Raw genomic sequence first — 13,640 nt, 5'->3', positions numbered from 1 at the left:
CAGGAGAATCGAGATGTCTTCACTGCTTGCCAAATGTCAGACGCCGAACGCCGAAGGGCGCATCCAGCACGTGACGCCGGAAAATGCCGGTTGGCGCTATGTCGGCTTTGACGTTTACCGTCTGGCCGCCGGGCAGTCGCTGCAGCTTGAGTGCGGCGATAAGGAGCTGTGCCTGGTGCTGGTGGCCGGTATCGCCTCCGTCGCCACGCTGCGCGCCGAATACCCGCATATCGGCAAACGCATGAGTCCGTTCGAGCGCACGCCGCCGTATGCGGTGTATGTGCCGCACCACGATCGCATCGACGTGCGGGCGGAAACCGATGTGGAGCTGGCGGTGTGCAGCGCGCCCGGCGGCGGCCACCTGCCTTCACGGCTGATCACGCCGGCGGATATCGGCGTGGAGCGGCGCGGCAAGGGGCGCAACCAGCGGCTGGTGCACAACATTCTGCCGGACAGCGAGCCGGCCGACAGTCTGCTGGTGGTGGAGGTTTACACCGACGAGGGCAACACCAGCTCCTACCCGAGCCACAAGCACGATCAAGAAGACTCGCCGGACGAAACCTATCTGGAAGAGACGTACTATCACCGCATTCAGCCGGAGCAAGGGTTCTGCATGCAGCGTGTCTATACCGACGACCGCACGCTCGACGAGTGCATGCCGGTCTACAATCGCGACGTGGTGAAAGTGCCGCGCGGTTATCACCCGGTGGCGACCCTGGCGGGTTACGACAACTATTACCTCAACGTGATGGCCGGGCCGGTGCGGCAGTGGAAGTTCACCTGGGAAAAAGACCACGCCTGGATTAACGGCGACGGCTACCCCGCCGCGCAATAGGCGCTTGAGGCCCGGCTTGCCGGGCTTTTTTGTCAGCTTTACTCGTCCCGGGCGTTATTCAGCGCCAGCGAGACCGCCAGCGTCTGCGCCAGGCACATCGAAGCCACCTGCGAGCGGAACCCGTCCACCTGCGCTTCGCGCACCACGAAACAGACGTCGCTGAAGGCGGCCAGCGGGCTGACCTGGCTGTCGGTGATGGCGATCTGCTGCGCGCCGCGCTTGGCGCCCAATTCCACCAGTTCCACCGCCTCGCGGGCGTACGGCGAATAGCTGATGGCGATCACCACGTCCTTCGGTTTCACCATGCTCAGCTGTTCGGTGAACATCCCGCCCAGGCCGTCGATCAGAAACGCGCGGCGCTCCAGATGGCGCAGCGCATAGGTGAGGTAGGAAGCGACGCTGAACGAGCGGCGCAGGCCGATCACGTAGATGTTTTCGGCGTTGTTGAGCAAATCGACGGCGCGATCCAGCTGCTCGGGGGCGATCTGCATCGCCAGCTGCTGCAGCGCCTGCGCGTTGACCATGGTGAATACGTTGAGAATCTCCGCCGGTTTCTCCGGCGCGACGTTGTCGTCGGTGGAGGTTTGGCGGAACAGGCGCGCGCGCTCGGTATAGTTCACCGTCTCTTCCATCAGATGCTGACGGAACACCTGCTTCATTTCGTTGAAGCCGCTGAAGCCGAAGGCGTTGGCGAAACGGATCAGCGTGGAGGGCGGCACGCTGGCCTGTGCGGCGATGGAGGCAACGGTATCGAAAGCGATGCTGTTACTGTTATCCAAAATGTAGCGCGCCACCTGCTTCAAACGCTTGCTCAGCGTTTCATAACGGTGGCGGATCTCGTCCTGTAACAGCGAAAGTTGAGTTGGGTTGTTCATCCATTCGGCTCGCAGTGGGGTGAAGGCGCATTGGCCTGACGCCTGAAATATTGACAGGGTATTTTAACAGACGGAGCGGAAATTTCATTTCCTCAAAAAGCGATTTATTCGATCGCACATTGCGCGACTTCACAGAAAATGGGCAAAAAAATCCCCTTAAAGCGGCGAAATGGCCTTAAGGGGACGTGAACCTGCTGTTGCTGTCAGTGCGCGCCGCCCGCCTGCGGACGGTACTGGCGCCAGAAACCGATCAGCGTCAGGTATTTTTGTTTCACCTGCTCGATCAGGGCCGCGTCGTCGATTTCCCCCTGTAGCCAGCGGCGCGAAGGTTGGCCGAAAATGGTGCGGCCGACGGCGAAACCTTTCACCCAGCGCGCATCTGCGGCGGCGGCAAAGCCCGCCTTCAGCACTGCCTCCGGGGAGTCGAGCCCCAGGATCAGCACGCCGCGGCAGTCGGGATCGCAGGCGTCGATCAGCGCGCCGACCCGCTGCCAGTTTTCCGCGCTCAGCGGCGGCAGTTTCCACCAGTCCGGCTGAATGCCCAACTGGTAGAAGTGTTCAATCATCTCCAGGTAATAGCGCTCGTCCTTGTCGGCATTGCCGTCCGGCAGGATCACCTCCAGCAGCAGCTCATGGCCGGATTTGCAGCAGCCGCGGTAGACGTCGGCGATCAGCGCATCCTGTTCGCGGCGCAGTTCCGCCGCGTCGTGCGGGTGATAAAACACCAGGCACTTCACCACGTGCTCCTGCGGCCAGTCGATCAATTGCGAGCCGATATTGCCGTGCTCCAGGCGCAGCGGGCGCGAGCTGGGCAGCTCCACCGGCCGGCCGATCCACCATCCCTGGCCGGTGATCTCGTTCAGCGCCGCCTGCCCGTAGGTGGTGTCGGCCAGAATGCCGCTGTTGCCGTTGAGCCCGGCCTGCGCGGCAGCTTGTTGCGCCGCGGTGAGCAGCAAGGTCTTCAGACGCGGGATGCGTTCCTCGCCGACGCCGGCTTCGCGCGCCATGTCCGCCAGCTGCTTGCGGTGATCGAAGGCGAACACGCACAGTTCCGGCCACTGTTGCTTGCGGGTGGTGACCCGGTGCAGGTGGTTCAGGCGCGCGTCGCGGTCCGGGCGCGTGACCTGGTGTTCACGCTGCAGGTAGTCGTCCAGCTCCCGTTTGGTCGGCATGGCCGGCGCGCAGCCGTGGCGCGAGACCACCAATGCGCCGCAGGCGTTGGCGTAGCGGCAGGCCTGATCCCAACCCTCATCGTTCAGATAGCCGCGCAGCAGACCGGACATAAAGGCGTCGCCGGCCCCCAGCACGTTCAGCACCTCCACCCGCACGCCGGCGTGCAGCTTCACCTGCGCCCAGTCGTCGGCGATGTCATCTTCGAACACTGAGCAGCCCTGCGCGCCGCGCTTGCACACCAGCGTGGCCGCGGTCGTCCGGCGCACGTTTTTCAGCGCCGTCAGCGTATCGGTGCTGCCGCCGGCGATATGAAATTCCTCTTCGGTGCCGACGATCAGATCGAATTGGTGCAGCACTTCCTGCAGCTCGCGGGTCACCTGTGCCGATTCCACAAAGCGGGTTTCGCCGTCGCCCAGCGACGTCAGCCCCCACAGCACCGGGCGATAATCGATGTCGAGCGCGGTGCGCAAACCGTGGCGGCGCGCGTATTCCAGCGCCTTCAACACGGCGGCGCGGGTGTTCGGGTGCGACAGGTGCGTGCCGGTGATGGCCAGCGCGCGCGCGCTGGCGATGTAGGTTTCGTCGATGTCGTCCGGCGTCAGCGCCATGTCCGCGCAGTTTTCGCGGTAGAAGATCAGCGGGAAGGTTTCCTGATCCTTGATGCCGAGGATCACCAGGCCGGTTAACCGATGTTTGTCGGTGATCAGACAGCGGGTATCGGCCCCGACGCGCTGCAGCTCTTCACGCAGAAAGCGGCCCATGTGTTCATCGCCGACGCGGGCCAGCATGCCGGATTTCAACCCCTGAATGGCGGTGCCGTAGGCCACGTTGCCGGAAGAGCCGCCGAGGTATTTGGCGAATGTGCCGGCGTCTTCCAGACGCGCGCCGATCTGCTGAGCATAGAAATCGACGGCGATGCGCCCGAGACAAATGACATCAAGCTGTTTTTCTTGTGTAGCCATACCCGTTTCCTTCTGTTTAAGCAAAACTCCGGCGGCGGCCCGAGCGTGGCGCCTTGCAGGAAGCATGGGAACAGTATGGGGAATGAAAATTTCAATTTCAATATGGAATGAAATTTACACCCCAAAAATGTGATGCGTTTAAAACATCGACGGAGGAGCGGAAAAAGCGGATTAAGTCGCCATGAGAGGGTGGCGGAGGGCGTGTGGCAAAGAGGCGCCGGGGCAGGATGAAAGACGGTCGCCCTGCGTGCTGATGGCATTCCCCGGCTGGTGCGCGGCGCTAAGCCGGTAAAGGCCAAACCACGAGATGAAACGGGCTTTTCATCTAATATGCGATCTTTATCGCAAAATGAAATGTTTCTTCTGTAATGTGATTTTATGAAAAATATATTTGTTTATAATCGCTTCACGTTTCAGGTTGTCGACTTCGTGAGCAGCGGGCATCGCCTGCTCAAGATAATAGCTGCCGCCGCGTAACACAAACACGGGATTGTCGGCTCGGCGCGAGCCCTTTCCGGGGCGGCCCTCAATCTAAAGGGTGAGTAAATGGGCAAGATCAGGCTAACCATGGCGCAGGCGCTCGTCAGATTTCTCGATAACCAGTATCTGCTGGCCGACGGGGTGGAAACCAAATTCGTCGCGGGCATTTTCGCGATTTTCGGCCACGGCAACGTACTGGGGTTGGGGCAAGCGCTGGAACAGGATAGTGGCGATCTGCGGGTGCACCAGGGCCGCAACGAACAGGGGATGGCCCACGCGGCGATCGGCTTCGCCAAGCAGAAATTGCGCCGGCAGATTTACGCCTGCACCTCCTCGGTCGGCCCCGGCGCCGCCAATATGATCACCGCCGCGGCTACCGCCACCGCCAACCGCATCCCTTTATTGCTGCTGCCAGGCGACGTTTACGCTTCCCGCCAGCCGGATCCGGTGCTGCAGCAAATCGAACAGTCTTACGATCTCAGCATCAGCACCAACGACGCGTTCCGCGCGGTGAGCAAGTACTGGGACCGTATCGTGCGGCCGGAGCAGCTGATGAGCGCCTGCATCAACGCGATGCGCGTGCTGACCGATCCGGCGGAAACCGGCGCGGTGACGCTGTGTCTGCCGCAGGACGTGCAGGGGGAAGCCTACGACTACCCCGACTATTTCTTCCAAAAACGCGTACACCGGCTCGATCGCCGCCCGGCGACCGATGGCATGTTGGCGGACGCCTTGGCGCTGCTGACGGCCAAACGCAAACCGCTGCTGGTGTGCGGCGGCGGCGTGAAGTACTCGCAGGCCGGGCGGGCGCTGCGCGAATTCGCCGAGCGCTTCGGCATTCCGTTCGCCGAAACCCAGGCCGGCAAAGGCGCGGTGCCGAGCGATCATGAATTCAATCTCGGCGGCATCGGCGAAACCGGCTGCCTGGCGGCCAACACGCTGGCTCGACAGGCCGATCTGGTGATTGGCGTCGGCACCCGTTACACCGATTTCACCACCTCGTCCAAATGGCTGTTCCAACATCCGGACGTCAGCTTCCTCAATATCAACGTCAGCGCCTTTGACGCCGGCAAGCTCGACGGCGTGCAGGTGCTGGCGGACGCCCGCGAGGGCCTGAGCGAACTGAGCGCGCTGCTGGCGCAGGCTGATTATCGCGCCGGCTGGGGCGACGCCATCGCCGCGGCGCGCGGCGCCCAGCGTGAAGAGACCGAGCGGGTTTACGCGGTGGAATACAGCGGCGCAGGCTTTGTGCCGGAAATAGACGATCACCTCGATCGCGAACGGGTGTTCGCCGAATTTATCGCTCAGACCGACTCGGCGATGACGCAAAGCCGGGTGCTGGGGGTGCTGAACCGCGAGCTGCCGCCGGACAGCGTGATTGTGGCCGCCGCCGGCAGCCTGCCGGGCGACCTGCAACGGGTGTGGCACAACCATGGCGAGCACGGTTACCACGTGGAATACGGCTACTCCTGCATGGGGTACGAGGTGAACGCCGCATTGGGGGTCAAGCTGGCCGAGCCGCAGCGCGAGGTGTACGCGATGGTGGGCGACGGCACCTTCATGATGCTCCATTCCGAGCTGGTCACTTCGATTCAGGAAGGCTGCAAGATCAACGTGGTGCTGTTTGACAACATGACCAACGGCTGCATCAACAACCTGCAGATGGAACACGGCATGGACAGTTACACCACCGAATTCCGCTTCCGCAATCCAGAGGGCGGCAAGCTCGACGGCAAACTGGTGCCGGTCGATTTCGCCATGCTGGCGGCGGCTTACGGCTGCAAAACCTATCGCGTCACCACCGAGCAGCAGCTGCTCGACGCGCTGGCCGACGCCCGCAGGCAAACCGTGTCCACGCTGCTCGACATCAAAGTGTTGCCGAAGACCATGGTGCACAAGTACCTCAGCTGGTGGCGCGTGGGCGGCGCTCAGGTGGCCGACAGCGAGAAAATCGTCGCAGTGGCGCGCAAGCTGCAGGAAAACATCGATAAGGCGCGCGATTACTGATTCGTTTTCGAACACAACACACTTTCCAGAGGGTAGCGAAAATGACTTTGAACATTGGGGTTATCGGCACCGGCGCCATCGGCCGCGATCATATCCGTCGCTGCAGTCAAGTTTTGCAGGGCGCCCGCGTCGTGGCGGTGAACGACATCAATCGCGACAACGCCGCCAAGGTGGTGAACGATCTGCAGCTGGATGCGCGGGTGTATGACAGCGGCCACGATCTGATCAAGGCCGCCGACGTGCAGGCGGTGCTGGTCACCTCCTGGGGGCCGAGCCACGAAGAATTCGTGCTGGCGGCCATCGCCGCCGGCAAACCGGTGTTCTGCGAGAAACCGCTGGCGGTGACCGCGCAGGGCTGCAAAAACATCGTCGATGCCGAAGCGAAGTACGGCAAGCGGCTGGTGCAGGTCGGCTTTATGCGCCCCTATGACCAGGGCTATCGCGCGCTGAAACAGGTGCTGACCAGCGGCCAGATCGGCGAACCGCTGATGTTGCACTGTGCGCACCGCAACCCGACGGTCGGCGAGGCTTACACCACCGATATGGCGATCACCGACACCCTGATCCACGAAATCGACGTGCTGCGCTGGTTGCTCGACGACGACTATGTGTCGGTGCAGGTGGTGTTCCCGCGCAAGAGCCCGAAGGCGTTCCCGCATCTGAAAGATCCGCAGATTGTGCTGTTCGAAACCGCCAAAGGTACCCGCATCGACGTCGAGATTTTCGTCAACTGCCAGTACGGCTACGACATTCAGTGTGAAGTGGTGGGGGAAACCGGCATCGCCAAACTGCCGGAGCCGTCCTCGGTGCAGCTGCGCAGCGGCGCCCGCCTGTCGACCGAAATCCTGACCGACTGGAAGGATCGCTTTATCGACGCCTATGACGTCGAGCTGCAGGGGTTCATCAACGACGTGGCCGCGGGCCAACTGACCGGGCCTTCTGCCTGGGACGGCTACGCCGCCGCCGTGACCGCCGACGCCTGCGTGGCGGCCCAGCTCAGCGGCGAGATCGTACCGGTGACCCTGCCGGCGCGCCCGGCGTTTTACAACAAGCCATCGGCTTGAACCCCGTACCCACGATTGCAGAGGAGTGACCATGAAGATCGCTTTTGATGTCGACGTTATCCGGGATTTGGGCGTGACCAAAATGGTTCAGCAGGTGGCGGACTGGGGCTATAAGTACATCGAGCAGTCGCCGCACCCGCAGATCAACCCGTTTTACAAGCATCCGAAGGCCAGCCGCGAAATCATGGCGGAGTATAAAAACGCCCTGAAAGCGACCGGCGTGGAGATCTCCTCATTTATCGTGGTGTATCGCTGGTCCGGGCCAGGGGAAGATCGCCGCCAGGCGGCGGTCAAAAACTGGCGGCGGATGATCGAAATCGCGGTGGAAATGGGCGTGCAGGTGATCAACACCGAGTTGGCCGGTAACCCCAACGAGCCGGAGATCTGCGAGGAGCTGTGGTATCGCTCGATGGAGGAGCTGTTGCCGATCGTCGAGCGCGAGGGTATCCGTATGGAGATCCAGTCGCACCCGTGGGACTTTTGCGAGCTGAGCAACGAAACCGCCGATCTGGTGAAGTCGCTGCGCAGCGACCACGTCAAATACCTCTACAGCGTGCCGCACACCTTCTACTACGACAAGGGTCAGGGCGACGTGGCCGGCATGCTGAAGTACGCCGGGGACGATCTTTCCCACGTGCTGATCGCCGACACCATGAACCACACCAAGCACTGCCGCTATATCGTCAACCCGCCGGGCGTTGACGCCGCGGTGCACCAGCATGTCGGCATCGGCGAAGGCGAGGTGAATTTCGATGCCCTGTTCCAGACGCTGCGCGACATGGAATTCGCCAACCGCAGCTTCAAGGTCGGCGGCGAATCGATCATCTGCACCTCGCTGTTCGGCTATCCGGAAAAGATGCCGAGCCAGGCGGTGGCGACCAGAGAGCGCATCGAAAGAGAGCTGTTGGGCAACTAATCTTATTCGGCTCGCCGGCGGCGTTTGCACCGGCGGCCCTCCAAGGACCGAGGCAGACCATGAATAAAGACAACGTGAAATTGGCCATTGCGCCGATCGGCTGGACCAACGACGATATGCCCGATCTGGGCAAGGAAAACACCTTTCAGCAGTGCGTCAGCGAAATGGCGCTGGCTGGCTTCACCGGCAGCGAAGTGGGCAGCAAATATCCGCGCGATCCGGCGGTGCTGAAGCCGATGCTGGATATTCGCGGCATCCAGATCTGCAACGCCTGGTTCAGCACCTTTTTCGCCGATGGTCAGAAAGACAAAACCATCGATGAATTTATCAACCACATGAATTTCCTGCATGCCATGGGCGCCAGGGTGATCGGCTGTTCTGAACAGAGCAAGAGCATTCAGGGCACCACCAAAGGCGTGTTCGAAGAGAAGCCGTACTTCAGCGATGAAGAGTGGCGGCGGGTGGCCGACGGTTACAACGAGCTGGCGAAGATCGCCGCCGGCAAAGGCATGCAGGTGTGTCTGCATCACCACATGGGCACCGGCATTCAGACCACCGCCGAAATCGATCGCTACATGAGCATGGTCAACGACGACGTCTACCTGCTGTTCGATACCGGCCACGCCTACTATTCGGAAGGCAGCCAGCAGGCGATGATGGCGATCCTGGAGAAGTATCTGCCGCGCATCAACCACGTCCATCTGAAGGACGTGCGCGATGAGGTGGTGGCGGAAGTGAAGGCCAACAAGCTGAGCTTCCTCGACGGCGTGAAGAAGGGCACCTTTACCGTGCCGGGTGATGGCGTGATCGACTTCAGGCCGGTGTTCAAGCTGCTGGACGAGCGCGGTTACAAGGGATGGATGGTGGTGGAAGCCGAGCAGGATCCGGCGCTGGCCAACCCGTTCGAGTATGCTGTGAAAGCGCGCCGCTATATTCGGGAAACCGCCGGCATTTAAGCGGTAAGGGGCAATAAAACTCGAGGGGCGCCGCCAGCGCCCCTTTTTGATGGCGGCGCGTTAGCCGCCGAGCGTTCGCCAGGTGGCAACCTGGCTGCCTGGCCACGGTGTGGCGGCATACACGCCACGGGCGATCGCCCGAGCGAGGGTGTCCGCCGCCAGCGCGCCGATTTGCAGCACCGCCAGTTCGCGGCTGCCCTGTACTTCGCGCTGCCCGGTGGACAGGGCGAACACCACGTCGCCGTCAAACGGGCTGTGCAGCGGGCGAATAGCGCGCGCCATGCCGTCTTGCGCCATGATGGCCACCCGTTTCAACTCCACGCGCGTCAGCGCCAGATCGGTGGCGATGCAGGCCAGGGTGGTGTTCTTTCTGCCGCCCTGCGGCTCTTGCACCATCCAGTCTTCGCCCTGAGCGCGTAGTTGCGCCAGCGCCGCCGCGCCGCCGTTGCCGAATTCACCGTCAATTTCATAGGGCGTCGCCCAGAAAGCGCGGGTGCCGGGCGCTACCACCGCACCCAGGCTGTTGACCGCCACCAGCGCGCCGACGGTAGCGCCGTTGGCGGCGGCGATAGACGCCGAACCGAGGCCGCCTTTCAGCTTGCCCATGCCGGTCATGGCGCCGTAGCCGGCGCCGACGGTGCCCAGCGGAAAGTCCAATCCAGCCTTGCCGACCGCGTCGATGCCCAACTGGCGATACGGCGGCGTGAGCTGCCAGTTTTTGTCACCGCCGTTGGCCAGATCGTACAGGCAGGCGGTGGGCACGATCGGGGAGACCGGCACGCCGGGCGCTGGGCGCAGCGCGTAGCCTCGGCCCTGTTGCCCCAGCCAGGCCGCGACGCCGTCCGCCGCCGCCAGGCCGTAAACTGAACCGCCGCTGAACGTCAGCGCATCGATGGTTTGCACCAGATTGTCTTCGCCCAAGGCGTCGGTTTCCCGGGTGGCGGGGCCGCCGCCGCGCACGTCCACGGCGGCCATCGCCGGGCTGTCCGGCAGGATCACCGTCGCGCCGGTGCGCACCCGGCTGTCTTGCGCCACGCCGACCTTCAGGCCCGGCACATCGGTAATCAGGTTGCGGGCGCCAGGGCGCCCGGTGGCGGAAGTTGGCATAGCGGCACCTAATGGGGTGAGGGGAGAGAACATGCCGGCGGCGGCCGTCAAGCCGGCCAGCGCTTGTAAAAAGGTTCGGCGGTTGATGTTAAGGGGCCGGCGCAGCGGCCCCTGCGGGGGGATGAGATCACGCATCTGCGCGTGGCTGCCCGGAGCGCAGACGCGCCATATGGTAGGCATCGACCAGCACGCCGTCGCGCATGGCATAGGCGCGGCTGGTGCCCTCTATCTCAAAGCCGAATTTGCGGTACAGCGCGATGGCCGCCGGGTTATCGGTGAACACCGTCAGTTCGATGCGCTCGATGGCCGCCCAGTTGTCGCACAGGTCGAGCATCGCCTGCATCAGGCGGCTGCCGACGCCTTTACCGTGGTAGCGCGGATCGACGCCGATGCCGAAGGTGGCGACGTGGCGGCGGCGAACGCGCTGATTCAGCATCACAACCAACTGGCCGGCAAGCTGCCCGTCGATGATGGCGGCCAGGTTATGCGTGCCCGGTTCGGGATTGGCGAGGCGCTTCTGCCAGGACTCGACGGACGGTAGCGGGAGCTGCAGCGTATCGCGGTAGACGGGCGTCTGAGAATAAAGATGATGCAGGGCCTGCGCATCCGTTGTTTCCACGTGGCGTATCACGATCTCGCTCATCTCGCTGCTCCTGTCGCTTACCGGTTGAATAACCTCTGAATTTATCCGTTTACTGCCTTGAGTCAATATTATTTAAACGGGTCAAAAAAAACGCTTTACAGGTGCGAATGATAATGATTATTATTGCGATGCGTTCCGGGGAGGGCATCAACCCTTGATACTCTCGCTGCGAAGGCACGACATTGCTCACATTGCTTCCAGTGTTTACTTAGCCAGCTCGGGTGCTGGCTTTTTTTTTTGCCATTTTTCAGCCGCTTCCGCCTTCAACAAATCCGCTGCCCATCCGCCGTTTCATTTCATCGAAATTTTTGAACAGAGGCATGAGTTTTTTACGCTTTCTTATTCTGCTGGCAGGACTAGACTGTAAAAAAACATTGAGGAGAGTTGAATATGATTTATGTACGTAAAGCGGAAGACCGCGGCCACGCCAATCATGGCTGGCTGGATAGCTGGCACACCTTCTCATTTGCCGATTACTACGATCCGAACTTTATGGGGTTCTCGGCGCTGCGGGTGATCAACGAAGATGTGATCGACGCAGGGCAGGGGTTCGGTACTCACCCGCATAAAGACATGGAAATCCTGACCTACGTGCTTAGCGGCACGGTGGAACACCAGGACAGCATGGGCAACAAAGAGCAGATACAGGCCGGTGAATTCCAGATCATGAGTGCGGGCACCGGCGTGCGTCACTCCGAGTACAACGCCAATCAGGATCGTCCGTTGCACCTGTACCAGATTTGGATCATCCCGGATCAGGTCGGGCTGGAGCCGCGCTACGAACAGCGCATGTTCGACGCGCCGCAGGGCCGTCAGCTGGTGCTGTCGCCGGATGCGCGTGACGGCTCGCTGAAGGTGTTCCAGGACATGACGCTGTCGCGTTGGGCGCTGAATAAAGGTGAGCAGGCGGAATACGCGATCGACGCCGGCCGCCGCATTTGGATCCAGGTGGTGCGCGGCAAGGTCTCGGTCAATGGCCAGGCCGCCGGCATCAGCGACGCGTTTGCGGTGTGGGATGAATCGGCGCTGACGATTCAGGCCGACGAAGAGAGCGAAATCCTGCTGTTCGATCTGCCGCCGGTGTGATTAAGCGGTAAATATCAAGGGCTCACGGTGTGAGCCCTTGAAGTGAGTGATTCGCCTGCCGACGTTGCCTGACTTAACGCCGGCAAAACATATAAAAACAAGGAAAATCAATTTATTGATTTTCGGCTGCTCGTCACAAAGGGGGAGAAACCACGCTTTTTCCCCCTTTGTCTGCGTATGAAGGGCTCACGGTGTGAGCCCTTTTTGCGTTGGCCGTCGCATAACCGACAATATCGGCGCGCCGTTTTTTTTGCTAAAATGACTGCCCATTCACGGTTAGTCAGTTCATTGATAATGAAGAAAAAACGGCCGGTACTCCAGGATGTGGCGGACAAGGTGGGCGTGACCAAGATGACGGTGAGCCGTTATCTGCGCAATCCCGACCAGGTTTCCGCCGCCCTGCAGCAAAAAATCGCCGTCGCGCTGGATGAGCTGGGCTACATCCCCAACCGCGCGCCGGACATTCTCTCCAACGCCACCAGCCGGGCGATTGGCGTGCTGTTGCCGTCGCTGACCAACCAGGTGTTCGCCGAAGTGCTGCGCGGCATCGAAAGCGTGACCGACGCGCACAACTACCAGACCATGCTGGCGCACTACGGCTATCTGCCGGAGCGCGAAGAAGAGCGTCTGACCTCGCTGCTGTCTTACAATATCGACGGTTTGATCCTGTCCGAGCGCCACCACACGCCGCGCACCCTGAAGATGATCGAGGTGGCGGGCATTCCGGTGGTAGAGCTGATGGACTGCGTCTCGCCGTGCATCGATCTGGCGGTGGGCTTCAACAACTTCGAGGCGGCGCGCCAGATGACGCAGCAAATCATCGCGCACGGCCACCGTCACGTGGTCTACTTCGGCGCCCGTCAGGATGAACGTACTATCATCAAACAACAGGGGTATGAGCAGGCGATGCGTGAATCCGGCCTGGAGCCGTACAGCATCATGACCGCGCGGTCTTCCTCCTATTCCGCCGGCGGCGAGCTGCTGCGCCAGGCGCAGCGCGATTATCCGCAGATCGACAGTATCTTCTGCACCAACGATGACCTGGCGATCGGCGCGGCCTTCGAGTGCCAGCGACAGGGGCTGTCGATCCCGCAGGACATGGCGATCGCCGGTTTCCACGGCCATGACATCGGTCAGGTGATGGTGCCGAAGCTGGCCAGCGTGCTGACCCCGCGCGAGCGCATGGGGCAGATCGGCGCCGAGCGCCTGCTGGCCCGGCTGCGCGGCGAAACGGTGTGTCCGCGCATGGTGGACGTCGGTTTCACCGTGATCCCAGGCGGCAGCATCTGAGCCATTTTAACGTTCTGTTTTAACACCCTTTCTTTTTGCAGCGCGTCCTGAGGCGCGCTGGTTATCCCGCCTGTAAGCCCGCCGCTCGTTGCCGACATAAGTTTGATCTCTGTCCCAGAACGCGAATTTTAACCGCTTACCCGGTTCCGAGGCTTATGTTGTTACCGGTATCATGATACCGGTAACAACGAGTGGGCGGTCATCTTGCTGCAAGACTGAACCTCTGAATCAACAACACCTACAGCT

The 13,640-nt window shown here is 61.5% G+C and carries 11 protein-coding genes; 7 read left to right on the top strand and 4 right to left on the bottom strand.

Annotation, left to right across the window (positions count from 1 at the left end; genetic code table 11):
• The first annotated feature begins 13 nt into the window (after positions 1-13).
• Positions 14-835 (top strand): 5-deoxy-glucuronate isomerase, encoded by an 822-nt coding sequence (gene iolB, locus CPH57_RS19620; protein ID WP_096242667.1) that lies wholly within the window; start codon positions 14-16, stop codon positions 833-835.
• A gap of 38 nt (positions 836-873) precedes the next feature.
• Here iolB and CPH57_RS19615 read toward each other — a convergent pair whose 3' ends face one another.
• Together CPH57_RS19615 and iolC are read right to left on the bottom strand one after the other, a co-directional pair.
• A complete protein-coding gene (locus tag CPH57_RS19615) occupies positions 874-1,710 on the bottom strand; it encodes a MurR/RpiR family transcriptional regulator (RefSeq protein ID WP_019455199.1) in 837 nt (278 codons plus the stop codon).
• Positions 1,711-1,913: 203 nt separating this feature from the next.
• The gene (iolC, locus tag CPH57_RS19610) at positions 1,914-3,845 is read right to left on the bottom strand and encodes a 5-dehydro-2-deoxygluconokinase (protein ID WP_096242666.1); all 1,932 of its coding nucleotides are present in this window, start codon (positions 3,843-3,845) and stop codon (positions 1,914-1,916) included.
• 546 nt (positions 3,846-4,391) lie between these two features.
• On the opposite strand from iolC, the gene iolD reads away from it, so the two are divergent.
• From iolD to iolE, 4 genes are read left to right on the top strand one after another with little or no spacing between them, the layout of a single operon-like run.
• The gene (gene iolD, locus CPH57_RS19605; protein WP_096242665.1) at positions 4,392-6,332 is read left to right on the top strand and encodes a 3D-(3,5/4)-trihydroxycyclohexane-1,2-dione acylhydrolase (decyclizing); all 1,941 of its coding nucleotides are present in this window, start codon (positions 4,392-4,394) and stop codon (positions 6,330-6,332) included.
• A gap of 41 nt (positions 6,333-6,373) precedes the next feature.
• Entirely contained in the window at positions 6,374-7,396 is a 1,023-nt protein-coding gene (locus CPH57_RS19600) for a Gfo/Idh/MocA family protein (RefSeq protein WP_060660159.1), read from the top strand.
• Positions 7,397-7,427: 31 nt separating this feature from the next.
• On the top strand, positions 7,428-8,312 hold the full coding sequence (locus CPH57_RS19595) for a sugar phosphate isomerase/epimerase family protein (protein ID WP_033645316.1): 885 nt from the start codon (positions 7,428-7,430) through the stop codon (positions 8,310-8,312).
• 59 nt (positions 8,313-8,371) lie between these two features.
• Positions 8,372-9,268 carry a myo-inosose-2 dehydratase gene (gene iolE, locus CPH57_RS19590; protein WP_033645315.1) on the top strand — a complete coding sequence of 299 codons (897 nt, stop codon included), beginning with the start codon at positions 8,372-8,374 and terminating at the stop codon, positions 9,266-9,268.
• Between the two features lie 60 nt (positions 9,269-9,328).
• Here iolE and CPH57_RS19585 read toward each other — a convergent pair whose 3' ends face one another.
• Positions 9,329-10,510, bottom strand: a complete 1,182-nt coding sequence (locus CPH57_RS19585) for a P1 family peptidase (RefSeq protein ID WP_069100675.1) — start codon at positions 10,508-10,510, stop codon at positions 9,329-9,331.
• On the bottom strand, positions 10,503-11,018 hold the full coding sequence (locus tag CPH57_RS19580; RefSeq protein ID WP_033651759.1) for a GNAT family N-acetyltransferase: 516 nt from the start codon (positions 11,016-11,018) through the stop codon (positions 10,503-10,505). Before CPH57_RS19580 ends, CPH57_RS19585 begins: the two co-directional genes overlap by 8 nt.
• Positions 11,019-11,408: 390 nt before the next feature.
• Here CPH57_RS19580 and CPH57_RS19575 point away from each other — a divergent pair, with 390 nt between their 5' ends.
• Both CPH57_RS19575 and gntR read left to right on the top strand, forming a co-directional pair.
• Positions 11,409-12,104: a pirin family protein gene (locus CPH57_RS19575; RefSeq protein ID WP_033651758.1), complete on the top strand. Its 696-nt coding sequence runs from the start codon at positions 11,409-11,411 to the stop codon at positions 12,102-12,104.
• A 294-nt stretch (positions 12,105-12,398) separates the two neighbouring features.
• Entirely contained in the window at positions 12,399-13,394 is a 996-nt protein-coding gene (gene gntR / locus CPH57_RS19570; RefSeq protein WP_004930833.1) for a gluconate operon transcriptional repressor GntR, read from the top strand.
• The last annotated feature ends 246 nt before the right edge of the window (positions 13,395-13,640 follow it).

Origin of the sequence: Serratia sp. JKS000199 (assembly GCF_900215455.1) — a bacterium.
GTDB classification, from domain to species: domain Bacteria; phylum Pseudomonadota; class Gammaproteobacteria; order Enterobacterales; family Enterobacteriaceae; genus Serratia; species Serratia ureilytica.
The sequence above is the reverse complement of the archived record's forward strand: the minus strand, read 5'-3'. Positions and strand labels throughout refer to the sequence as shown.

Coding starts and splice junctions, on each gene's coding strand:
- CPH57_RS19575 (WP_033651758.1), top strand. CDS start 11,409: ATGATTTATGTACGTAAAGCGGAAGACCGCGGCCACGCCAATCATGGC.
- iolB (WP_096242667.1), top strand. CDS start 14: ATGTCTTCACTGCTTGCCAAATGTCAGACGCCGAACGCCGAAGGGCGC.
- CPH57_RS19615 (WP_019455199.1), bottom strand. CDS start 1,710: ATGAACAACCCAACTCAACTTTCGCTGTTACAGGACGAGATCCGCCAC.
- iolD (WP_096242665.1), top strand. CDS start 4,392: ATGGGCAAGATCAGGCTAACCATGGCGCAGGCGCTCGTCAGATTTCTC.
- iolC (WP_096242666.1), bottom strand. CDS start 3,845: ATGGCTACACAAGAAAAACAGCTTGATGTCATTTGTCTCGGGCGCATC.
- CPH57_RS19585 (WP_069100675.1), bottom strand. CDS start 10,510: ATGCGTGATCTCATCCCCCCGCAGGGGCCGCTGCGCCGGCCCCTTAAC.
- CPH57_RS19600 (WP_060660159.1), top strand. CDS start 6,374: ATGACTTTGAACATTGGGGTTATCGGCACCGGCGCCATCGGCCGCGAT.
- CPH57_RS19580 (WP_033651759.1), bottom strand. CDS start 11,018: ATGAGCGAGATCGTGATACGCCACGTGGAAACAACGGATGCGCAGGCC.
- iolE (WP_033645315.1), top strand. CDS start 8,372: ATGAATAAAGACAACGTGAAATTGGCCATTGCGCCGATCGGCTGGACC.
- gntR (WP_004930833.1), top strand. CDS start 12,399: ATGAAGAAAAAACGGCCGGTACTCCAGGATGTGGCGGACAAGGTGGGC.
- CPH57_RS19595 (WP_033645316.1), top strand. CDS start 7,428: ATGAAGATCGCTTTTGATGTCGACGTTATCCGGGATTTGGGCGTGACC.